We start from the raw sequence: 23,138 nt of genomic DNA, 5'->3' as shown, positions 1-23,138 counted from the left end.
TATTGGAAAGCCTGTTTGGAGATCAAGATTTATATCCTGCCGATAGCGGAAATAATTTCGCAGATATCATTCTGCCGGTTCCGATTCCGAGGATGTTCACCTACAGCATCCCCCATTCCATGCAGCGGGAGATTAATCTCGGTGCGCGGGTGATTGTGCAGTTTGGGAAGAAAAAAGTCCTCACCGGTATCATCGGAAAAGTCCATAACAAGCCACCGCAAGCCTATCAGGCAAAGCCGATTTTGGAGGTTTTGGATGATCAACCGAGCGTCAACCCACTTCAAATCCGGTTTTGGGTATGGATGGCAGAATATTACTTCTGCCATATCGGAGAAGTAATGCATGCAGCGCTTCCTTCAGGCTTGAGATTGAGCAGCGAGAGCAAAGTGCAGCTCAATCCAAATTTCGATAGAGAAGAAAGCAACTATCCCTTGGATGATCGGGAGATCATGATCTTGGATGCTCTGGAAGATAAACCTGAACTTTCCTATGATGACTGTGAAAAGGTACTTTCTATCAAAAGCATCCACCCTATTCTCAAAAGTTTGGTCAAAAAAGAGGCGATCTTGATTTTTGAAAAAGTACAGGAGAAATACACACCCAAAGTAGAAAACAGAATTAGACTCACTCCTGAGATAGCAGAAAGCAAAAATGGGTTACAGACTATTTTTGAAGCTCTGGAGGGCAAGCCTAAACAAGAATCCATTTTACTTAAATATTTACGGGACGTTCCCTTTCTCCAAAAGCCAAAATCCAACGAGACCGGTCTTGACAAAGCAACTTTGCTGGAAGAGGGAGATTCTGAGAGTTCGCTGAAAACCCTGATTAAAAACGGGATTTTCGAATCCTTCAAAGTCGTAGTCAACAGGCTTGCTGAAGAAGAACCCGAATCAGAGCCGTCAGTTCTTTCCACTAGTCAGCAATCGGCCTTCGAAGAAATAAAGCACCAATTCGAAAGCAAGCAATCTGTATTGCTACATGGTGTGACCGGCAGCGGAAAGACCGAAATTTACATACAAATGATTCGGGAAGTGCTTGACAGCGGCTCACAGGTTTTACTTCTTTTGCCTGAAATCGCCCTCACCACCCAGATCGTCACCCGGCTGAAGAAAGTGTTTGGCAGTAAAATGGGCGTGTACCATTCTAAATATTCTGACAATGAGCGCGTGGAAGTCTGGAATGGAATCTTAAGTGGAAGGTTTTCCTTTGTGGTAGGTGTGAGATCCTCTATTTTCCTGCCCTTTGATAGTCTGGGGCTGATCATTGTAGATGAAGAGCATGAATCCAGCTACAAGCAATTTGATCCGGCACCGAGATTTCAGGCAAGGGATGCTGCAATTATGCTTGCTTATTTTCATCAGGCCAGAACGCTTCTGGGCTCCGCTACACCTTCTTTTGAATCCTATTTCAATGCCAGCCAAGGCAAATATGGTTATGTGGAATTGACCCACAGATTCGGTGATGCCAGTATGCCTAATTTTTTCCTGGCAGACATGGCAGCCGATAAGCGGAAAAATTTACTCAAACTTGATACTACCCGAATTCTAAGAGAGAAGATTCAGGATGCGTTGTCAAAGCAAGAGCAAGTGCTGATTTTCCAAAATCGCAGAGGTTATTCCCCTTATATCCAATGTGGGGATTGCGGCTGGACAGGCCAGTGCGTGCAATGCGATGTCAGCCTCACTTACCATCAGTTTTCTGAAGAACTCCGCTGTCATTACTGCGGATACAAGGAGAAAGTCCCCAGCTCCTGCCCTGCCTGTGGAAGCACGCAACTGACCACGATGGGAATGGGAACGGAGCGGATCGAGGAATCACTTAGTTTGCTTTTTCCTGAAGCCAGAATCGGTAGAATGGATCTGGACACGACCAGAAACAAACATGGCTATCAGCGCTTACTGGATGAGTTTGGCTCCGGAAATCTCGACATTCTTGTCGGTACGCAGATGATCACCAAAGGGCTGGATTTTGGCAGAGTGACGGTCGTTGGAATTTGGGATGGAGACAGGATTCTGAATTTCCCTGATTTCCGTGCGGGTGAAAGAGCTTATCAGCAGATCACCCAAGTAGCGGGGCGTGCAGGAAGAAGGGAAGCACAGGGTCAGGTGATCGTACAAACCAGAGATCCGGAAACCCAGATTTATGCTCAGGTGATCAAGGGTGATTACTTTGAGTTTTTCAACCATGAAATACATGACAGGAAGAAGTTCTACTATCCGCCTTTTGTGAAACTGGTAAAAATCACCACACGTCATGCTGATTATAAAACAGCGGAAAAAGCCGCACTAAATCTCCATCATGGTATGGCAGAGATTCCTATTAAGAAAATAGTGCTTGGTCCCGAAAAAGGTATTATCGCAAGAATCAAGAATCAATATCAATTTGAGAGTTTGATCAAACTTGACCGGTCAGGAAATACCCCTGTAGTCTTTAAAGAACATCTATGGAAAATCACCGAGGAACTGAAATCCCGACCTGAGTTTCGCTCGGTGAGGTTTGTGGTCGATGTGGATCCATCATAGATTAAGGATTGGAAAATTGCAAGATTGGAAAATTGAGACACCAACCTTATCTATTGTCATTCAATAAGTTAAAACATATCTTGTGCGGAGCCTAAAAGGCGATGAAGTAATCTCCGTGTCGGCACGTCATTGCGAGGAGGAACGACGAAGCAATCTCTGTGTTGGACCCGTCATTGCGAGGAAGAATGACGAAGCAATCTCATTATTTTAATTGGGATTGCTTCGTGCCTCGCAATGACGAAGCAACAAAACACTGTATTACAATAGGATTGCTTCTCCGCCTGTAGCGGATCGCAATGACGTAACTAAAAACAATCTCGTTGTAACCGTCATTGCGAGGAGGTACGACGAAGCAATCTCCGTGTTGGAACCGTCATTGCGAGGAGGAACGACGAAGCAATCTCTGTGTTGGAATTGAGATTGCTTCGTACCTCGCAATGACGGAATCACAAAACACTGCGTTACAACCAGATTGCCGCGCTCCTGCGTCGCTCGCAATGACGGATCCACAAAACGCTGCATTGCAACCGAAAACTAAACACAATCTCACTGCCACCACACTTTAATTGTACTAATCTTCCAGCATAACAAAAGTATTAGGCTTGAAAATTAAAGTATAATCTTATTGTTTGTGTTTCAATAAGTTAAAAACTTAGCTTAAATTCATGCGTATAATATAGAAATCATGCGCATTGATTATGAAAAAGCGACTTAACATTACTATAGAGGAAAATCTGCTGGACAAGATTAAAACTTACGCGGATCAAAATGACACAAGTATTTCAAGCTTGGTAGAAGAGCATTTTGAAACTTTGGTGAAGCCAAAACCCAAATTGAAAAATGGGATGAGCTTAGTCGAATACATGAAATCATTGCCGAAATTTGATATTCCAGACAATTACGATTACAAAGAAGAATATTATAAAGCCAAAGCCAAAAAAATGGGCTATGAGGATCTTTTTTGACGTTAATGTTCTTCTCGATATTACTATTAAAAGGACATCCGATCCGGAGAAATTTTCAGTAATACTAAATCACTTATCAACTGGCAAGATTCAAGGTTTCATTACAACTGGAGTTGTGCAGACATGTGCTTATTTTTTGCTTAAGCTCTTGGATTATGAAAAAACAGAAGAAATTTTAACTAACCTTATCCCTAATTTTGACTTTTTAGAGGGCAAAAAAAGTCATGTTGAGAATGCTTTACGGATGAAACTCACAGATATTGAGGATGTTATTTTTTATCAAATAGCACTTGATCACCATATGGATGCTATTGTAACCTCAGACCGCGATTTCCTCAAACTCTCAAAACCTTATTTACAAGTGATTACACCAGAGGAACTGATTGAAAGTCTTTCAAAATAAACAATCACTATACTCTCTTCAAACAGCCTTTTTCAAAGGATACTCTTTAATCAGCCATTCAGCAGGTATCTTGAGGAGATGGCTAAATTTCCTGATCATCGCCAAGGGAAGATAAATTTGGCTAAAGCCCGATTGAGATTATAATTCCGTGAGGAATGGGCTGAAGCCACATTCCTATTTATGGCAGAGGAAACAATATCTACTTGGATTAAAGCAATATCCAATTCCTGTCCCATCAATTCCCTCCTGCTTCAGCTGGAGGTTTAGCAATCAGCAAATGCTTTCCGGCTTTAGCCAAATTACTGTCGAGCCCACTATTTTTCTTTGCGCCGCTACGCCTTTGCGGGAGACTTTTTTTACTACACCGCCGGTTCCTGCTGACTCAGGCAGTGAAAACTACCCAAACCCCAGATAATGTCGGTCGAGTCAACCCCTACCACTTTTCGATCGGGAAAGCAATCCGAAATAATATCCAGCGCTTGCTGATCCTTATTATCCCTGAAAGTCGGAACGACAACAGCATGATTGGCAATGTAGAAATTAGCATAAGAAGCCGGTAACCGCTGATCATCCCAAATAACAGGATCCGGCATAGGCAGCTCGACCACATTCAATTGCTTGCCATTCTCCAACCGCATTTTTTGCAAACGCTCCAAATTCTCCTGAAGTAGCTGGTGATTTTCATCCGATTTATTTTCCTCCACCACGGTCACAACGGTATCCTCATTGACAAAGCGCGTGATGTCGTCGATATGTCCATCGGTGTCATCACCCACTATCCCATCTCCTACCCAGAGGATGTGATTTACTCCGTAATAATCCTGCAGGTATCGCTCGATCTGGGCTTGATTGAGATGTGGGTTCCTATTTTCATTCAAAAGACAAGCTTCTGAGGTCAGCAGTGTTCCCTTTCCGTTGAATTCCACCGAGCCGCCTTCCATAACGATACCGGGTTTGAAGCATGGAATCCCCAGCTCTTCGGCGATTTTAATTGGAATTTGATTGTCCAGATTGTGTGGTGGATATTTCTCTCCCCAAGCATTGTAATTCCATTTCACCAGCACTTTCTTCACCTCCGCCTCCGGATTGATCAGAAATGCAGGACCATGATCTCTACACCAGGCATCGTTTGTAGGGAAAAAGTGAAAACGGATATTTGTCAGATTTACTCCTGCCTCTTTTAGATGAGACAAAGCAAAATCCTTCATGGCTTGGTCTGCCACGTTGATATTGACGATTTCACCCAATGCTACATACTTGATAAACTCGGAATAAGGAGCAAAAATGGTATTGAGTTTTCCCGGCCAAGATTCCTCCTTGTGCGGCCAACTCAACCAAGTGGAAGTATGCGGTGCAAATTCTGCAGGAAAATAATATCCCAACTCAGCGGGAGTTTTGGCTCCCGAATTGGCAAGTGCAAAGGTATCTGTCATTCTGTCTATTCTTCGTCCAGGAATCGTTTGGTAATCGGCTGATAGGAATCTATGCGACGGTCTCTCAAGAATGGCCAGTGGGTACGATACTGATCAGATTTGGCAAAATCAAGTTCCTCCACATGGATTTGCTCCTCCTCATGACTTGCTTTGAAGACAACTCTGCCAAAAGGATTGGCGACAAAGGAACCTCCCCAGAATTTCATATCGCCTTCGTTACCGCAACGGTTTACTGATACCACAGGAATACCATTCGCTACCGCATGGGATCGCTGGATGGTTTGCCAAGCTCCATACTGCTCATCGTTGACATCAGGTGCCTGATCCTTGTGCCAGCCTATAGCTGTAGGGTACACCAAGAAATCAGCTCCTTTCAGCGCAGTAATTCTTGCTGCTTCCGGATACCACTGATCCCAGCAGATCAACACCCCGATTTTGCCGAATTTGGTGGGAAAAACTTTATAGCCCAGATCTCCTGGAGTAAAGTAAAACTTCTCAAAATATCCCGGATCATCCGGAATATGCATTTTTCTGTATTTGCCCAAATAAGCTCCATCTGCGTCCAAAACTGCTGTGGTATTATGATATAATCCCTCTGCTCTTTTCTCAAAAAGAGAAGCGACGATCACCACGCCAAGTTCTTTGGCAAGGTCGCCAAGCGTTTCTGTAGATGGGCCGGGAATAGATTCGGCAAGTTTGAAGTTCTCATAGTCTTCTACATCACAAAAATACAGTGAGCGGAAAAGCTCCTGAAGCACCACGACTTGGGCTCCTTTTGCAGCAGCTTCACGCACACCCGCGATGGTTTTGGTCATATTTTCGGACACATCCGGAGAGCAGCTCAACTGGACTAAGCCCACTTTTACAGTTTTATTTGCCAAAATAGTTCGGTTTTAATGGATAGGTTACAAAGATACTTTTGGCTGAAGCCAAACACAAATAGATACCTTGAATTTCACACAGAGGTAATTTCAAAGGCAGGGATTAGAGTAACTGAAAGCAGATGGAAATGATTCAGATGAGTAAAGTGGTAGTCATTTCGATCCACTACGGGCGGATCACAATGACGGTAAGGTACGTCAGCATTCTCCTGACTATAAATTATACCTATATTTGACTGATATGGACTTCTTCCGTTTTTCAGACGTTCCTTCACTGTTGACCCGCTTGGCAGAAGGTCCTATGGCCATCAGTCTATTTGTTTTTTGGCTGCTGAATTTATTGATTTTGGGAATGGCTTTGGGCTTAGGCCGACTAATACTCATACAATACCGACAACCGATTAGACCAAGCCGCCCAAAAGATTGGAGCATCAGTATGCTTACTGTCTGTACCAATGCCCTGATCACCCAGCTGGGCTTGTATCTATACTCTTTGGGCTACCTCCAAGTGAACTTTGAGTGGCACCCCTTAAAGCTGATTGTGGGATTGTTCGGGCTATTCTTTGCCATGGATCTACTCATGTTTATCTTTCACTATCTCATCCACCGGACCAAACTACACAGGACGATCCACGCCCTTCATCATCAGGCCATACATCCCAAGCCTATTGATTTGTTTGTTTTACACCCTATCGAGACTGTTGGGTTCGGGATATTGTTCATTGGTGTATTGTGCTGCATAAGCTTCCAAGTTTATGCCATCATCATTTATCTTGTACTGAATGTATTGTTTGGAATTGTCGGACATCTGGGTTTTGAGCCGTTGAAGAAATGGCCTGAAAACAAATACAGCGTACTCAATTACTTGGGTATTTCAAGCTTCCACCACCTGCATCATGAAAACGTCAACTGCAACTTTGGTTTTTACACCAACCTATGGGACAGTCTGTTTGGCACCTACCATCAAACCAGAGGCTAGATGAAGACATGATGCGACATGTGAGATTCTAAGGCACGAAGTATAAAGTATCGAGAGTGGGTGGAGAAGAGAGTGTCCATTTTCAACTGCCTCACCGCCTCAGACGGATCGCACTAACAACAGTAATATTTGCCAGGGTTTGTGTCATCACAAACCACCAATTTTTCGTGGATATTTTTCGAGAAAACTTATTTTCTATTGTTTCACTTTAGGGAAACTTTTGTAACTTTATCCTGTGGACAAAAACCGGAAGCATAGAAAAATAACATTTTACAAGAACTACTTTCAAGACTTCTTCAACAAGCAAACAAAAAAAGTAAAAGCAAAAATTGTTTGGACATTTGAATTGGTGGAAGACTTGCAGAGGGTTCCGGAAACTTATCTAAAGCACATTACAAACACCGATGGATTGTATGAAATCAGGGTACAATTTGGCAACGATATTTTTAGAATTTTCTGTTTTTTAGACCAAGGACAATTAGTTGTCTTAGCAAATGGATTTCAAAAGAAATCTCAAAAAACACCAAAGAAAGAAATAGAGATGGCACTTAAAATAAAAGCAGAATATGAAAGCGAAAAATGAAAATTTAATGTCTTTAGAAGAGTTTAAAGAAAAAAACTACGGTAGACGTGGGACAAAAGAACGTGACGAGCTCGAAGCAGGTTTTGAAGCATTCAAAATCGGAGCACTCATCCACGACACCCGCGTAGAAATGGGAATGACACAAGAGCAATTAGCAGAAAAAGTTGGGACTACAAAATCCTATATTTCAAAAATTGAGAACAACATAAAAGAAGCCCGTATCTCAACACTTCAAAAAATCATTGAACTTGGTTTTGGTGGACGACTGGAATTAAACATAAAATTTAACTGAAAGAAAAAAAAGCATATAATCGAAATGGCCGTGAGCCATATCCCTATCCAGTTTCATGGATAAGAATACACCTCTACACCTCATCTAACAGCCCTTCCCTCATTTGCACGATCATTCAATTCAAAGTCGAGGTTGGTATCCACACAAACTACTACTACCCTTATTCCGTGAGTGGAGACTCTCACGATGGCGGAGGAAATCGAAGGATCAGGCAATAAATCCTGACAAAAGGCGTCGGGTTTAATGGGTTTCCGTCATTGCTTCTCCGCCTGTGGCGGAGAAGCAATCCGGTTAAAGTAATGAGATTGCTTCGTTCCCGATGAATCGGGACAGGCTGTACCTCCTACCGATGACGGGAATGTTCATCGTGGTTTTGGTCTTGCCCCCTTTTCGTGAGTGACTCTCAGGTGGGCGGAGGAAATCGGAGGACTCGGCAAAAACATGAAATGCCATTGAATCGTATAAATATAACTTGGCTTCTTTATTAAGAAATCGAATTGCTCAAGTAGCTGAGATCTGGATTTCCGGAAAAAATAAAAAAGGACCTATCCCTTCTGAAACTTATCCGCACTTGAAAATAAATCAACCAAGTTTCAGCTTTACTCTTTTGGTCACTTCCAAAATTACACTTCGCTAAACCACTAACTTATGGAAACCACGGCATTCTTCATTTTTCTCTTTTTCCATCTTGGCTTTCTGATACTGGGTTTTGGATCAGTCCTAGTTACCGATTTATACGGTTTGCTCTGGGTTCGTGACCATGTACGCTTTACCCAGCTAATCAGTGTAAGTGGGGTCACCCAAAAATTCATTTGGGCTGGATGGATAGGTATGGTGGCAGCAGGCATCCCGCTGGCTATCCTAAAAGGAGAAGTTGACAATCTGATGATTATAAAGCTCTTTTTTGTAGCCATCATAGGAATAAACGGCTTACTATTACATTATCTTCAAAAAAAAGTAGCTATATATAAGAAAGGGGACCACGTACCAAATCTTTTTATGTTCCGGCTAATATTTTCACTCTTTGTCTCCCAGCTCAGTTGGTGGAGTGCGCTTCTTATTGGATTTCTGCATAGGCACGTATCCACGGTCATTAATTGGCCTGAGATCCCGTGGTTGGTATCCGGATTAATCCTTGCGACCCTCCTGGTCATCTGGGGAGCAGGCGAATTATTGTTTAAGGCAAAGGAAAGTGTGAATTCAAATTAGAGATTATGATTATCCGCAATGATGCCAGTAGCTATATTTCCCTTGCTTTATTGGCTGGAAGACCCCTGCCCGACGGCAGGCGGGGATGACGGATGACCGAAGTAGCCTCATCGCTAAAGTTCACCAAATCTTATGTCGCTTTTGCTTCCTTACTGGTAGAAAAGTAGATATACATATTAAAGATTTACCCACTGATGTTGCATATCCCTCTCCGAAAACTATTTAGCTAATTAACCGGATTTAAGTTCCCACCCTATTGGATCAAGGATTATAAATATGTCAAAAGGCCTCAAAAGGCTGCTTCATCGACTCAATTGTTAAAGCCTTGCATTGCCGTCAAAGTGGCAGCCCATATAATTACACATGAGATAAATATGCCTACAGCATTTGCGAAGAATGCCTTCTTCCGCTCCAATCCAAATAGATATCCGGCAATAGATCCTACGTATACACCAGTTCCCGGAAAAGGCAACGCCACAAAAATCATTAGTCCCCAAAAGCCGTATTTCTTAACATTTTTTCCTGCTCCCGCCTTTGCGCGGCGACCTATAAAAATCGCAGCCTTCTTGTAATAATACCACTTCAACAAGTACCGGTTGATCACATCAAAAAAGAAATTCATCAGCGGATAGACCAATACATTGGACAAAAAACAACAAAGAAACGTCAGGTAAATATTCACGCCCTTGAATAGGGCGTAGGGAATTCCAACTTTAGCCTCCCCAAAAGGGGAAATGCTCCAAAGCATTGCGGTAAGTAAATCTAATAACATTCATTAGTAATTGAATGCCGCAAAAGTAATCAGTTTCGGACTGTAAATAATGCAAAATTTGTTACTAATTAGTTAAACTGACCTATAAAAATAAACTGCTCAGTAAAAAAGCCTATCCCCAAATTCCTCCGAAAGTAGAATATCGGTTGACTACATTAGGGTTAAAGACTTTATCTATAGTGGACCAGCTGGCCCAGTTTGGTTTGAAAAATTTAGTTTGACACGCCTTGCTCTTCCATTAATCCCAAATGGGCAATAGAAGCGCATCACTCATCATTGCGGTAAATCGATGTTTCGACATCTCTTAAAGGACCCCACAAAACTTGCCAGAATCAAAGCATTGATAGCCGGAGCGTCCCAACCTTCTCCAAGCAAAGATTTTGTACCTATCAAAACCTCTATTTCACCAGCTTGGGATATTCTGTCAATGTATCGGTGTTTTTTAAAGCTTTTACCAAATATTCAACTTATAAATTGGAATTTAGCTTCACAATAAGCTAAATTCATACGATAACTATTGATCTATGAAAACCTCTGTTTTGGTAACCCTTTTTATTTTCACCCTTTCATTTTCCTTTGCGCAGTCTAAGGATGAATTGGAAATCAAGCAATTGGAAAAACATTGGACTGAATTGCTTGACAAGGGTGACACTACGTCGCTATTGGGGATTTGGTCTAAAGAATACGTGGTAAATAATCCAAATGGAAGAATTGTAACTGCGAAGGAAATCATTGCTCTTATGAAAAGCGGGCATGTATTTCCGAAAGTGGAAAGAATTGTAGAAAAGATAACATTCAACCAGAACATCGCTATAGTAATGGGCAAAGAGCTACAACAGCCGGCGGATAAGCCAAAAGATCTAGAAAGTTGGATACCAAGGAGATTCACCAATGTTTGGATTAAAAATGAAAATTCTTGGCAGTTGGCTTCACGTCAGTCTTCCGAAGTATGCGCAGAGTAGAACAAAAGCAAAAATTATCTGCCGACTAAGCAGATAACCGGAAGCTGAATAAAACCATCAATTCATCAGAAATCTCACACATTTCATTTTAAAGGGCTGGCACCACGCACGCAGCAAAATCAAGTTTGGGTATTATTCTTTATTCCGCGTTGAACTGATTTTTTATTTCTGTTAAGTTAACTGGCAGTACTTTTTCTACGGAAATACTTAAATACCTCCATTACCAGTATTATCGGTATAGCTAACACTAAAATGTACAACCATTCACTAAATGTGATCGGTTCAATTCGCAGTATGTTTTGCATAAATGGAATTTGCATGCTGAGGATATGGATACCTTGGGCTACCATAACTCCGAATACAAGGATGAAATTTCTTTTTAAAGGCACTTTAAATGCTGAAACGCTCTCGGACCGGCAATTAAACGCATGGAAATTCTGCATAAACACCATAAGTAGCAGAATAAGGTCACGTGAGTGGACGGGATCCATTTGGGTGAACCTGTTTAAATAGAACCACAGCCCAAACACTATCACTCCCATGGTCGCCCCGGACACAATGGTTTGGTTAATCATCAGCGGATTGAATATTTTTTCGGATGGTTTGCGTGGAGATCTTTTCATAGCACCCGGTTCGCCCCCCTCGAAAGCAAGAGCAACATCCTGTATGCCATTGGTAACCAAATTCAACCACAACAATTGTACGGCGAGTAAAGGAAGTGGCAATCCTGCAAAGATGGATGCCAGAAATAGGATGATTTCAGCCGCGCCTGTGGAAATCAACAAGTAAATCACTTTACGCACATTATCGAATGCAAATCGACCTTCTTCCACACCCGCCACAATTGATGAAAAGTTATCGTCCACCACAATCATGGAACCAACCTCTTTAGCCACATCGGTACCGGAGCCCATTGCCACTCCAATATTGGCACGTTTTAATGCGGGGGCATCGTTTACCCCATCCCCAGTAACAGCTACAAATTCTCCCCCGCGAATTAGCACATCCACTATTTCCAATTTTTGGGTAGGTGATACTCTGGCAAATACAGTAGTTGAAACCACTAATTTCTCAAAAGCAGCGCTATCCTGTGCTCCGGATTCGGCAAGCATTTGTCCGGTCACCAAAGGGGTATTTTTATCAGCTATGCCCAACTCGCGTGCTATGGTACCGGCTGTTTCCGGATGGTCGCCGGTTATCATAATCACTTTTATGCCCGCTCCCCTACACTGCTCCACCGCTAGTTTAGCTTCTGGTCTTAAGGGGTCAATAAAGCCCACAAGTCCGTGAAATGTGAGTGCGGGAATATCTTCATTCCCGTAAATTTCTTTTTTTTGATATGCTTTAAACTCTCCACTGGCAAACGCCAACACCCGATAGCCACCTCTGGCCAGATTGTCTGCATCCGTGAGGATTTTATCCTTATCTAGTTCTTTAAACTCGCCATTGACAGACATTGCTGTGCAAAAATCGAGAATGGTTTCAACTGCACCCTTTGCTCCAATAAAAACGGAGTTTTTCACATTGTAAAATGAGGCGGAGAATTTTCGCTCCGACTCGTACGGAATTCTTCCCAGCGGTTTTTCCTCTGTAAGCCACTTTTCGGAGTTTACACCAAGCTTGTAACTCATGCCCAGAAGAGCAACATCCATCGCATCTCCATGACAGGACCAATTATTATCCTCTTTGGTTAGTGACGCCTCGTTGGCAAAGACAGCTATACGGGTAATTTCTCCGAACTCCTCCTTCGTCGAGACCTCACATGTTTTTCCTTGCGAATCAACTACTCTGCCTTCGCCATTATAGCCTTGCCCTTCAATAGCGTAGCGGCTACTGTTGGGAAGTAGTATGATTTTCGCCGTTTGCTCATTTACGGTAAGGGTGCCCGTTTTGTCACTGGCAATTACGGTGCAACTGCCCAAGCTCTCAACCGATGTCAGTTTGCGGACAATCACATTTCGCTTTGCCATTCGTTTGGTAGCGATGGAGAGTGCCACAGTCAATGCTACAGGCAAGCCTTCGGGGATGGCTGAAACAGCAAGGGCCACTACAAAGAAGAAAATTGCTGTGAAATCCATTCCCTGCATTCGGAGGACAATTCCCAAAAAGACACTAAGGACAACAATAAAAACACTGATTTGCCTGATGAATTTCTCCATGCGTTGCACCAAGGGAGGTTTTGCAGAAGCTGACCCGGATACATCCTCTGATATTTTACCAACTTGTGTATAGATTCCTGTACAAACTACCGCACCTATTCCGCGGCCTTTCATCACGGTAGCGCCGGCGAAAGCCATATTGGTTCTTTCTGCGACGCCAATATTCTCCTCCAATACAGCAAGTTGTTTTTTTGCCACGATGGATTCTCCTGTAAGGAAACTTTCATCAATTTCCAATCCCGACACTTCCAGAAGCCGCATATCTGCAGGAACTTTCACCCCGGATTCCAGAAATACGATATCACCAGGAACAAGTTCTTCGGAAGGCACTTCTGATTCTTTGCCACTCCTTCTTACCCTGGCTTTAATTTTCATTAATTTCTGTAAGCTGTTCGCACTCTTCTCGGCATTGAATTCCTGGTAGGTTCCCAATGCACTGTTAATGAAAATGACCAGAAAAATAAAAATGGCATCTTTACCCTCTCCAATAGCTACCGAAGCGACAGCTGCAGCGACAAGAATAAAGATCAATGGATTCAACAGCTGGTGCAAAATTATCTTGATGAGCGTAATTTTTTTACTCTCCGGCAATTTGTTCTCTCCGTAAAACGCTATCCTTTTCTTTACTTCTTCCTGATGCAACCCCTTCTCAGATGTATTCAACCCGCTGAAAACATCTTCTTCTCCAAATGCCTGCCACTGCTCTTGCGCCAGTATATTTTGATTTTTCATGTGATTATAAATTATTTTTTTTCTTTTAGAGAAATAGTCGGGTGAGTTTAGATGGGTTATTAAATAACCTTCTGTTTTATCCCGTGGGTACGGGATCATGCCTGCCTCAGGTAGATTCGATTTCAATCATTAACTAATTGTAGTGACTATGCGATCAGATCGATCAAGCAGCCAAAAACTTCCCGCTCTTCCCATTACATTTCATTCCGGAGTCCTTATGCTTAAGGTAGCCCTTTTCCGGGGCTATCAGGAAAAAACAGCTAAAAAAAGGACAAGCCAATCAACAGCCCACTAGCAGCCCGACCGATTATTCCTTGACAGGTTGTCCTTCAGCAGAACTTACCTCCGCTGCACTGGGATATTCAATTTAATCAGAAATTGACTTTGCTCTAGAAGGTCGTTTTTAAATAAAAAAAGGGAAGCATCTGCCTCCCTTTCTTATAATGATAACTCTCAATAAACTAACTAACACTACATAACCACCCTCTATTAACCAATGTTTAGTAAAAGCTTCTGTTCAAAACTTCCCAATACTGTTTCTTTTGCAAGAAACGCCAAGGCATACTCCCGTGCGTTCATCTTGATCCGCCCAGCATCTACAGTTGCCAGACAGGCTACAATACCATCGTACAGCGCGTCTACCGAACCTGGCTCTATCAACACGCCCATCTTATATTTATGGACCACATCATACAAACTCGTGCCTTCTACAGCCGTAATCAATGCCAGTCCCCCCGCCGCCAATATTCCGGTCAATTTGGAAGGCATAACCAAATCAGAGGCCTCTTTCTTTTGTAATACTAAATGAACATCGGCCACCGCAAGTAATCTGGAAAGATCCCCGTAGGGCTGCAGTGGAAAAAATCGGAGATTATCCAATCCCATCTCAGTAGCGGCTTCTTCCAATCGGTTCTTGGCTCCCCCATTTCCCACAATGACAAATTGAATATCGGATTGACCTTTGAATCTTAAAGCCACATCCAATATATATTCCAAGCCTTGCTTTTCCCCCAAATTCCCTGAATAGAGTATCACCTTATCTGTATAATTCAATCCGAACTGGCTTCTAAGAGATTCCTTTTTAGAAAGTGGGGTGATAAATCCGGAATCAACCCAGTTTGGAAACAACCATTGTTTGTCTTTTGAAATACCCTTGGAGGCAATTTTCCTTTCCATTCCCAAGCTGATGGTACTTATATAATCACTTTGTTTGAGTAAAAATTTCTCAAAAGCAAACATCAGCTTAATCATTGCTTTACTCCTGATAAGTTCCAAATCATTCACTACGTCTACCTGCAAGTCCTGAACGTGACTTATCAGTTTACTATTCCTGATCCACTTATACAATAAGGGATAAACTGTCAGGTGAAAAGGGGGATTGATGCACAGGACATAGTCGTATTTCTTTTTGAATAAGAGCTTAAACCAAACCGGCAGAATAGTCCCCAAGAAAGATACCTCATGGAGGATTTTCCTTAAGGCGTTTGGATCCTGCGGGATATACAAGGGACAACGCTCCACAGTGACACCATCGATTAATTCAGTTTTCCAGAAATATTTAGGATAACCTGCAGCCAGCTCCCATTGGGGATAGTATGGATGTGCGGTTACCATGGTGACCTGATGGCCCTGGCTTGCCAAGAAAGAACACATTTCTCCTGTGTACTTCCCTATGCCTGTGAGATCGGGAGAATAGTTGATTCCAAAAACTAATATTCGCATTTGTTGGATTAGCCGCAGAGGTCACTGAGAGGGGGCACAGAGATACACTGAGGGAGATTGGGGTTAGTGGTTAAAAGGTGAATGGTTAAGAGGTTAAAGGGAGCAATGAATTAAAATTAACGATTAATCGCGCGCATTAGCACTTCATACATAAGCCATTGTCCATGGGAATTCAAATATTGTCCAGATACGCAAGTTTGGGAAATCCGAAGTCTAGTTCCCTAATTAGATTTATATCTCGATCTTGACAAAAAGCAATTATTTCCTTTCCCTGTTCATTATACTCTCTTGCAATAATTTCCAAATCGCTTTATTTGCTGAGGCTGGGCGATATACTCATATTCACTGCTTTCTTTAAATAAAACTGTGGCGCCTAGTCCAAGGAAAAGCGTCAAGCATAATTCAATAGCTAGTACCAGAACAAAGAATACAATTAGAAACTTTTTCATTTATATAACAGTAATGGAGGAAGAGTGGCAAAGTCTGTAAGCATTAAAGCCGCCTAGATTCATAGAGGATTTTGAGAGTTAAGAGGTGAAAGGTTAAGGATTAGCGAGTAACATTCAAATTTTAAATGATCTGTGTATCTCTGTGGTAAATCTCCATGCAACTCTATGTCCCAAAATCACTTGAACAAGTAGATCAAATTTACCTGCGCACTAGTAGAGAACTTACTATTCATCTTAGGAAAATCATACTGCGGACCAGAACCCTGAAACCAATAGTAATTGTTTGTATGCGTGAAAAGCATTCTGCCACTCAGCAGTACGTTATTCCATTTATGATCCACTACAGGACCTGCGCTAAAATCCACCCAAGGCCTGTATCCCTTACTAGTTAATTCTGCCACATCATAAAAATCTGCATGCTGCGCAAGTCGCTCCACATAAAGTCCTAGCTTGTTTAAATCCTGAATTATAGAAATTTCCACCATTTGAACATTTGCACCCATTCCAGATCCTACCCCCATCGCCTGATCCCAATTGGTAAAGCCTCCAATAGTTCCATTGGAATGCCAGGGTGTTCTACCACTTTGTCTTACTATTCTATTAATAGACGGGGCTTGCTGAGTCATTTCTGCGCGAACTTGGATCACTCTAGAATCTGGCAAACTAAAGACCTTATTTATACCTAAGAGGTATGCTCTAGCGTGTTCAGGACTAATAATCAGATCCCGCATATTTAAGGCATGATCTCTTCTTCCAAATTCCCCATAGAACTCTATTCCTACTTTCGGGATTACCTGTCTGAAAAATACGGTAATCTGCTGATCCCTGCCTCTATCCGATTCCCCAATCAAATCAGACCCAACCGACTCTTTGGTTACTCCCCAAAATACAGGAAATACATCAATAAAACTCTTGGTATCCACTGAATCCTTAAAAGTTTGCACCGTACGGGTTGCACCTATATGAAAGCCTTTAATCCATTTCGGTTGAATTGAAAAAGTTAATGCATTTAAATAACGATCCCTATTTCTATATAGACCTACATCATCATTCAAATCATCCTGTTGAAGAGGTGCATACTTCTTTGATTTTGGAAAACCGGAAATTAACTGAAGCTCAAAACTTCCAAAGAACGTCTTTGCAGGTCGATGAGTACCCAAAGTGGCATGTAAAAATCCCGGCGCATTATTGGAAAAAGTCAGCGCGTTCCACTGACCTGGCCCCCACCACAAATTTCGGGAAGAAATCCCTGCCTCAAAAGCGCCAACCTTAGCTACAATTTTTGACTGTCCTAATCCCATTCTTGAATAGATTCCATCTCCGTAACGTTCTGGTTGATCCGCTCTCCTAACACCTTCATAGAATATTCTATTAATAAGAGGATCTTGAAATCCTATATAACCTTCAAATGTAGAATTTTGCGCAATACTAATTTCAGGTTGTAAATCAATTTCAAAGAATTTATGACTTATATATACTCCGCCAGAAGCATAAACTTGTCCCCCTTTCCCCGGAATCATCCCATGTGGACTATACCAGTAAGGTCTTACGGTATTATAAGTGGCACTTAGTCTAAAAGGAACCTGCCCGAATTCAATTTTACTATCGGTTTCGGATTTACCATATTTCAAACTATTTCGCTGTAAAAAAGAGGATTGTAAACTAGAATCAGATAGAGATTGGACTAACTGTCTCCTTCTTTGACTTTCTTCAAAAACAGGATAGCCTGCAGGTAAGCTCTGCGCCAACAAGTCACATGCACCGGTAAGAGTAATCAAGAGAACAAAAAAAATAAATCGATTAGCTAAGTTCATCATCGAAACTTAAATATAATCTCACTTCCATCTTAATCCAAGATTTTCTGCCGGATTACCTCTAATAATGGAGTTGTGGGGCACAGACTTGGTCACTACAGAACTAGCTGCCAGTACTGTATCAATTCCTACCGTTACATTAGGTCCAACAAATACAGAAGCTCCAACCCAAGCACCATCCATTAAAGTAATTGGTCCATTTCTGTAAGGCATAGAAGGATCCCGGTAATCGTGATTGCCACCACAGAGAAAAGCCCGTTGACTTATACAGACATTATTTCCTATAATTAGCGGTTCGAAGTTAAGCAAAAAAGCTCCCTCCCCTATCCATACATGATTTCCAATTGATAGCTTCCAGGGAAAATGAATATTTACACGAGGTTTGATTACTAATCCAATACCAACTTTAGCACCAAACAAGCGTAAAAGTCTTGCTTTAAATGAAGAAGGATAGGGGAAAGGAGAAAGAAAAAAAAACATTTTCACAAAATACCACAGAACTTCTGTCGCCCTACCTGCACCACGATCCAATCCTTTTGAGGCATCAAATAAACTTAGATTAACTTTTGATATCATTACTACTAAGTTTACCCAGAAATTGAACAGCAGCGGACTTTACTGTAAAATACTTTAGAAAAGTATTTTTTGCAGATTTTGCCATAAACTCTCGATCTTCCGGAGGTAAGCTAAACCATTGTTGTAATAATCCTTTCGTACCTTCTAGCGTATCATCTTTCACTAATCCACCTCTACCTTCCTCTATTTCCTTCCAAATATTAATTTTATCAGTGATTAGGACAGGAGTTCCACAAGCTAAAGCTTCTACTACTGCGATACCAAAATTTTCTTGGTGACTGGGCAAAATAAATGCCCCGCTTAAATACAGAGCCCCCCACTTAGCATTGCCTTGCAGCATACCCGTAAAAATCACATCATTTCTATTGGCGACAGATCCCATAAGCCCTTGAGCATACCGGTTGGATGTAGGACCCGCAATTACAAGTTTAGGAATATCCCTGTACTTTCCTCCTTCTACAAGATCAACATAGCTTTTAATCAAGTAATCAACTCCCTTTTTTGAATGAATTCTACTCAAAAAAAGAATAAATGGTTGATCTTTAGTTAATCCTGATTTCATCAAAAACTCCTCCTCCATTTCAGGAATAAAAAGAGGAGGAGTTTGAATCCCATAGCCAACATTAATTTCATTTAAAGGCAGATAATCGTTAAAAGACTCTTTCGCTAATTCCTTTTCCATTTCACAGGTAAATAGAACACCATCTACTCCATTGATCACTTTCTTTTCAAAAAGATGCCAAAAGATAGTATTCCGCATAGCCTTAAGCCTTCTTTCCGGTGCTAACTGAAAATAAGGATCCAGCATGCCATGTGGCATTACATACAATTTAGGAAAAACCAGGTTACTTCTTTTAAAGTTATTCCAAGCTCGAAATGTGCCATAGCTGGTATAAAGCCATAATCCGTGAATGATAACCAGATCAAATCTATTGAAATTACTATTCAACCAATTATTCAATGATACATTATACTTGTAAGGGCCGACACCATTACCAATTTTATGTATCAAAAAACCATCTGACATGCCATAGTCTAAATCTTTATTATCCAAGCATACTACTTCATTCTCTATTCCCAACTCTTTCATAGCAGGAATGCTATTTCTTATACCTTGACATGGACCACCATAACTAGGATGCATTGTCACTATAACTCTTAATACTTTCATAAACATCAAGTATACTTATCACCAAAAACAGCCTTATTAACACTATCTGGCATTATATTAATAAGATGTTGAAAAACAAAGTATGAAACAGCGTTGAAAACAGATTTATGCTTCATTCTAAAATGAAAATTAATTGAAGGCGGGCTACCTAGTGGAGAGTATAACTTTTCAAATCTTTTAAGCAAGGTAGTATTATTCATTCTCTCTCTACAAATTGAGTTCGTTTCTCCTCGTGCTATAGCAACTCTTGTAGTAACAACAGGAATATTCAACTTTTTAGCAGTTAACCCATAATCTACATCCCCCAAGTCGTGATGATACTTTGTATCAAAATTACCGACACATTGATACACGTATTTAGGAATTAGGACAAAATTACCGTTCAAATAAGTTATTTCATTTGCTTTACCAGTGGGTTGAATTAACTTCTTATAAGCATCATACCCCCCATAAAGAGTAATTCCTTCCTGACTCACTACTATACCTGAAACTATAGCTTTATCTTGGAATAATTTTGAAGTAGAAAACAATTCCTTGAAAGAATTATTAAATAAATATACATCATTATTTAACCATATGTAAAAATCATAATCAAATTTAGCTGCGTTGCGCCATGCTAGAGCCATGCCTCTTGTCCAAAACAAATTACCATCTCCCTGAATAATTACTACATTAGGATAGAAGTGAGAAACTCTTTCAGCTGTTCCATCCGTAGACCCATCATCAACTAAGTAAACATCAAATTTATCATCAACTATACTAAACAGCAAACTCAAACATTTAAGAGTAATGTCAGATTTATTGTAACATGTTAGTAAGATAGCAGTTTTTCCCATCGTGGTGAATAAAGTGGTAATAATAATTTACAGCTTAAGGCAAATAATCAGGATCTTCGATACGTTTAATAATAGTTGCAGGGTTGCCGGCGGCAATGTGCATAGCAGGAATAGATTTTGTAACTACAGATCCAGCACCTATAACAGAGCCTCCGCCAATAGTAACACCTTTCATAACTATAGATCTTGCACCGATAAATACATCATCTTCAATTATAATAGGCTTAGAAACTATATACGATGAATCATGTCTCTTCGAAGGCAGGATAGAGTGCGAATCGCTATCAGTAATTAAAACTCCACTTCCAATAAGAACATTATTTCCTATTTTGATATTACTGCCAGATATAGTAGCGCCCGAAATACCTACATTGTCACCTATTGTTATACATGAATTTGGAAGCAAAGCTTTTATGATTACTTTTTGAAAAACACCAATGGAGTTCTTCCTTGAAATACTGCATAATATTAAATCCTTGCCAATTACAATTGAAGAACTTCTGTGCTTTTGAATTAATGGAAAACCATAAAAACGCCAAGACATCCTCCAATCTCCAAATACAATAAGACAAAAAGGTATATCCCAAATAAACCTTGGAGAATACAGTATAGTTAAAATTTCCTTTTTAAAACTACGAATCAGAGTCTTTATGCTCATAGGAACTAAGTTTAGATATAAATTCGGCAGGAGAATTAGCCAAAAAAGCAAAATCCATTAAAATACTAAGAGGCATATCCCACCACCTGCTAGCAGATATTGATTGTATTAGTTCCTCTGAAAATCGGTATTTAATAATTTTGGCTGGAACCCCGCCGACTATAGAAAATTCGGGAACATCTTTAGTAACCACAGCACCAGCAGCTATAACAGCACCATTTCCAATTTTAATTCCACCTTTAATTATAGCCCTAGCACCTATCCATACGTCAGCCCCAATATTAACGGAGCTTTTATCTTCAAAATTTACTACAGAGCCTAAAAAAACCGACCCTGATGCATTTTTCGAATAAAACCCAGGATATGTAGAAATAAACGAAAGCGGGTGTTCTCCCATACCACATATAACTTCTGGACCTATGCTACAAAAAGAGCCAATAGTTGTTCTCTCAAATGTACATCCTTTACCTATATATGTAAAACGACCTATAGAACATTGGCTAATGGAGCAATTAGAAAGTACTCGAGAATCCCTGTTAAGAGTACAATCTAAGGAAACATTTGAACTCCAAGATATCTTAGAGCTAGGATTCTTAAATCTATGATATATATTCTTAATAAATCTTTTCATCTAATCTACATTTATGATGTATAGTAAACCTATCAATAATTTAACCGGAATTCGAATTGCAATTCAGTTGAAAAACTAAATATGAAAAACTATATATATTGAAAAATACTTAATCAACAGTTAACACATAAACTAGCATTCAATTATCTAAAAAATAATTAATATCACTAGAAAAATGGATTGTATTAACAACAGTATACATAATAAAAATAACAAGAATAATAAAACGGCTTATATTCTGAAATTTAGGACTAATTAAGTTACAAAATGCTAATGGAATTAAATATATAGATAAAATGATGAAATAATATGAAATACGGACAATATCGATGGATAGTTGGAGTCCGTAGAACAAAACCAAACCTACTAAATACAACTGGAATATATAGTGGATATTGAAATTGATGAGGTAATTTCTTTTAATCAATAAAATGACCAAAAGTACTGTATGGATAATAAACATAACACCGAATTTCATTCCTTCTGAATCGTAGCCCACGCGATTTGATGCTAAATAAAATTGAAATTCTGCAGGTAGATAGTTCTGAAATAATCCTATACTTCCAAATAGGATACTTGGAAAAACAAAGAGTATCAAAGCTACTAGCGCTAAGATGAACTCTGTAGAAGCATTAAATTTTACAAACCTAACAATTGCAACAACTGGAAGAATCACAATACAACTAGGATGAGCTAAAAAAGCTAAAACAAAAAACAAAGTAAACCTTAGAGTCTCCTTAAAATAAATCATTGAATACAAAAAAATCGACACTGAAAGCATTTGTCTAAAAATATTAAACGTTTGATTGAAAAAAAAGGGACTACCTAAGAACACCATTATAATCAATAATTGCAATCTATTCTCTTGCCTTATTGTAAATAATAAAAGAAACAGATAGGTAAAGAAACTATAAAAAAGGAAAACGTAGTTGTGAGGTAGAGATAAACTTGATGTAATAAATACAAGATTGTCAAATAGCCAATCTCTTCCGTATTCTTCTGTTGTGATCCGTAATGCATAAGAGGGAGTATCCGTTCCAATTTCTTGCCTCCCACCTACAAGAAAAGATATGTATAGCAACCAAGATATCTTCAGAAAGTGTTGAATCTTTTTATTTGGTAAATACCTATAACTACCAAAAGCTAACAATGACAAAATAATAAGAAATATAATTTTAATCATAAAACTAATCCAACTATTTACAACTTATAATAAACTTACACATATCAACACATAAAATAATTCAAATACTTATGAAAATAAAACTACTTGTAATATAGATCAAATCAACAAACTCTACTGATCATGTAGCAATATAAAATGATTTTAAGCAAATAATAGTTAACATTAATAGCTTAACTCAAGACACACAAATCAAATCACCATCC

21 protein-coding genes are annotated in these 23,138 nt (G+C 40.1%); 9 read left to right on the top strand and 12 right to left on the bottom strand.

Annotation, left to right across the window (positions count from 1 at the left end; translation table 11 throughout):
• Positions 1-2: 2 nt before the first annotated feature.
• From priA to J2X69_RS00580, 3 genes are all read left to right on the top strand, one after another.
• The gene (priA, locus tag J2X69_RS00590; RefSeq protein ID WP_310096785.1) at positions 3-2,522 is read left to right on the top strand and encodes a primosomal protein N'; all 2,520 of its coding nucleotides are present in this window, start codon (positions 3-5) and stop codon (positions 2,520-2,522) included.
• Between the two features lie 698 nt (positions 2,523-3,220).
• Positions 3,221-3,487 (top strand): DUF6364 family protein, encoded by a 267-nt coding sequence (locus J2X69_RS00585; protein WP_310096783.1) that lies wholly within the window; start codon positions 3,221-3,223, stop codon positions 3,485-3,487.
• A complete protein-coding gene (locus J2X69_RS00580) occupies positions 3,471-3,890 on the top strand; it encodes a PIN domain-containing protein (protein ID WP_310096781.1) in 420 nt (139 codons plus the stop codon). The genes J2X69_RS00585 and J2X69_RS00580 overlap by 17 nt, the downstream gene beginning before the upstream one ends.
• Before the next feature lie 359 nt (positions 3,891-4,249).
• Here J2X69_RS00580 and J2X69_RS00575 read toward each other — a convergent pair whose 3' ends face one another.
• Together J2X69_RS00575 and J2X69_RS00570 are read right to left on the bottom strand one after the other, a co-directional pair.
• Positions 4,250-5,323, bottom strand: a complete 1,074-nt coding sequence (locus J2X69_RS00575) for an agmatine deiminase family protein (protein WP_310096779.1) — start codon at positions 5,321-5,323, stop codon at positions 4,250-4,252.
• A gap of 5 nt (positions 5,324-5,328) precedes the next feature.
• Positions 5,329-6,204, bottom strand: a complete 876-nt coding sequence (locus J2X69_RS00570; RefSeq protein WP_310096778.1) for a carbon-nitrogen hydrolase — start codon at positions 6,202-6,204, stop codon at positions 5,329-5,331.
• Between the two features lie 241 nt (positions 6,205-6,445).
• Between J2X69_RS00570 and J2X69_RS00565 the strand changes: the two genes are divergently transcribed.
• From J2X69_RS00565 to J2X69_RS00550, 4 genes are all read left to right on the top strand, one after another.
• Positions 6,446-7,183, top strand: coding sequence for a sterol desaturase family protein (locus J2X69_RS00565; RefSeq protein WP_310096776.1), 738 nt, complete (start codon positions 6,446-6,448; stop codon positions 7,181-7,183).
• Positions 7,184-7,418: 235 nt separating this feature from the next.
• Entirely contained in the window at positions 7,419-7,766 is a 348-nt protein-coding gene (locus J2X69_RS00560) for a type II toxin-antitoxin system RelE/ParE family toxin (protein WP_310096774.1), read from the top strand.
• Positions 7,750-8,058: a helix-turn-helix transcriptional regulator gene (locus J2X69_RS00555; RefSeq protein WP_310096772.1), complete on the top strand. Its 309-nt coding sequence runs from the start codon at positions 7,750-7,752 to the stop codon at positions 8,056-8,058. Before J2X69_RS00560 ends, J2X69_RS00555 begins: the two co-directional genes overlap by 17 nt.
• 648 nt (positions 8,059-8,706) lie before the next feature.
• Complete coding sequence (locus J2X69_RS00550) at positions 8,707-9,267, top strand: hypothetical protein (protein ID WP_310096770.1); 561 nt, start codon at positions 8,707-8,709, stop codon at positions 9,265-9,267.
• A gap of 310 nt (positions 9,268-9,577) precedes the next feature.
• Here J2X69_RS00550 and J2X69_RS00545 read toward each other — a convergent pair whose 3' ends face one another.
• Positions 9,578-10,039 carry a small multi-drug export protein gene (locus J2X69_RS00545; RefSeq protein WP_310096768.1) on the bottom strand — a complete coding sequence of 154 codons (462 nt, stop codon included), beginning with the start codon at positions 10,037-10,039 and terminating at the stop codon, positions 9,578-9,580.
• 77 nt (positions 10,040-10,116) lie between these two features.
• On the opposite strand from J2X69_RS00545, the gene J2X69_RS24795 reads away from it, so the two are divergent.
• Together J2X69_RS24795 and J2X69_RS00540 are read left to right on the top strand one after the other, a co-directional pair.
• Positions 10,117-10,260 carry a winged helix-turn-helix transcriptional regulator gene (locus J2X69_RS24795; RefSeq protein WP_409014379.1) on the top strand — a complete coding sequence of 48 codons (144 nt, stop codon included), beginning with the start codon at positions 10,117-10,119 and terminating at the stop codon, positions 10,258-10,260.
• A 303-nt stretch (positions 10,261-10,563) separates the two neighbouring features.
• Positions 10,564-11,001, top strand: coding sequence for a nuclear transport factor 2 family protein (locus J2X69_RS00540; protein WP_310096765.1), 438 nt, complete (start codon positions 10,564-10,566; stop codon positions 10,999-11,001).
• A 176-nt stretch (positions 11,002-11,177) separates the two neighbouring features.
• Here the strand turns inward: J2X69_RS00540 and J2X69_RS00535 are convergent, their stop codons facing one another.
• From J2X69_RS00535 to J2X69_RS24785, 9 genes are all read right to left on the bottom strand, one after another.
• A complete protein-coding gene (locus J2X69_RS00535) occupies positions 11,178-13,892 on the bottom strand; it encodes an HAD-IC family P-type ATPase (RefSeq protein WP_310096762.1) in 2,715 nt (904 codons plus the stop codon).
• Positions 13,893-14,381: 489 nt separating this feature from the next.
• Entirely contained in the window at positions 14,382-15,614 is a 1,233-nt protein-coding gene (locus J2X69_RS00530; protein ID WP_310096759.1) for a WcaI family glycosyltransferase, read from the bottom strand.
• A gap of 625 nt (positions 15,615-16,239) precedes the next feature.
• Positions 16,240-17,880, bottom strand: coding sequence for a capsule assembly Wzi family protein (locus tag J2X69_RS00525; RefSeq protein ID WP_310096757.1), 1,641 nt, complete (start codon positions 17,878-17,880; stop codon positions 16,240-16,242).
• An 18-nt stretch (positions 17,881-17,898) separates the two neighbouring features.
• Entirely contained in the window at positions 17,899-18,453 is a 555-nt protein-coding gene (locus tag J2X69_RS00520; protein WP_310096755.1) for a WcaF family extracellular polysaccharide biosynthesis acetyltransferase, read from the bottom strand.
• Positions 18,437-19,624, bottom strand: coding sequence for a glycosyltransferase (locus J2X69_RS00515; protein ID WP_310096753.1), 1,188 nt, complete (start codon positions 19,622-19,624; stop codon positions 18,437-18,439). Before J2X69_RS00515 ends, J2X69_RS00520 begins: the two co-directional genes overlap by 17 nt.
• Before the next feature lie 5 nt (positions 19,625-19,629).
• Positions 19,630-20,460, bottom strand: coding sequence for a glycosyltransferase family 2 protein (locus tag J2X69_RS00510; protein WP_310096751.1), 831 nt, complete (start codon positions 20,458-20,460; stop codon positions 19,630-19,632).
• Positions 20,461-20,494: 34 nt separating this feature from the next.
• Positions 20,495-21,118, bottom strand: a complete 624-nt coding sequence (locus J2X69_RS00505) for an acyltransferase (protein ID WP_310096750.1) — start codon at positions 21,116-21,118, stop codon at positions 20,495-20,497.
• Complete coding sequence (locus tag J2X69_RS24790; protein ID WP_409014363.1) at positions 21,093-21,749, bottom strand: CatB-related O-acetyltransferase; 657 nt, start codon at positions 21,747-21,749, stop codon at positions 21,093-21,095. The genes J2X69_RS00505 and J2X69_RS24790 overlap by 26 nt, the downstream gene beginning before the upstream one ends.
• A gap of 139 nt (positions 21,750-21,888) precedes the next feature.
• Complete coding sequence (locus J2X69_RS24785; protein ID WP_409014362.1) at positions 21,889-22,932, bottom strand: EpsG family protein; 1,044 nt, start codon at positions 22,930-22,932, stop codon at positions 21,889-21,891.
• Between the last annotated feature and the right edge of the window lie 206 nt (positions 22,933-23,138).

This window comes from Algoriphagus sp. 4150, from assembly GCF_031457395.1.
Lineage (GTDB): Bacteria > Bacteroidota > Bacteroidia > Cytophagales > Cyclobacteriaceae > Algoriphagus.
The sequence above is the reverse complement of the archived record's forward strand: the minus strand, read 5'-3'. Positions and strand labels throughout refer to the sequence as shown.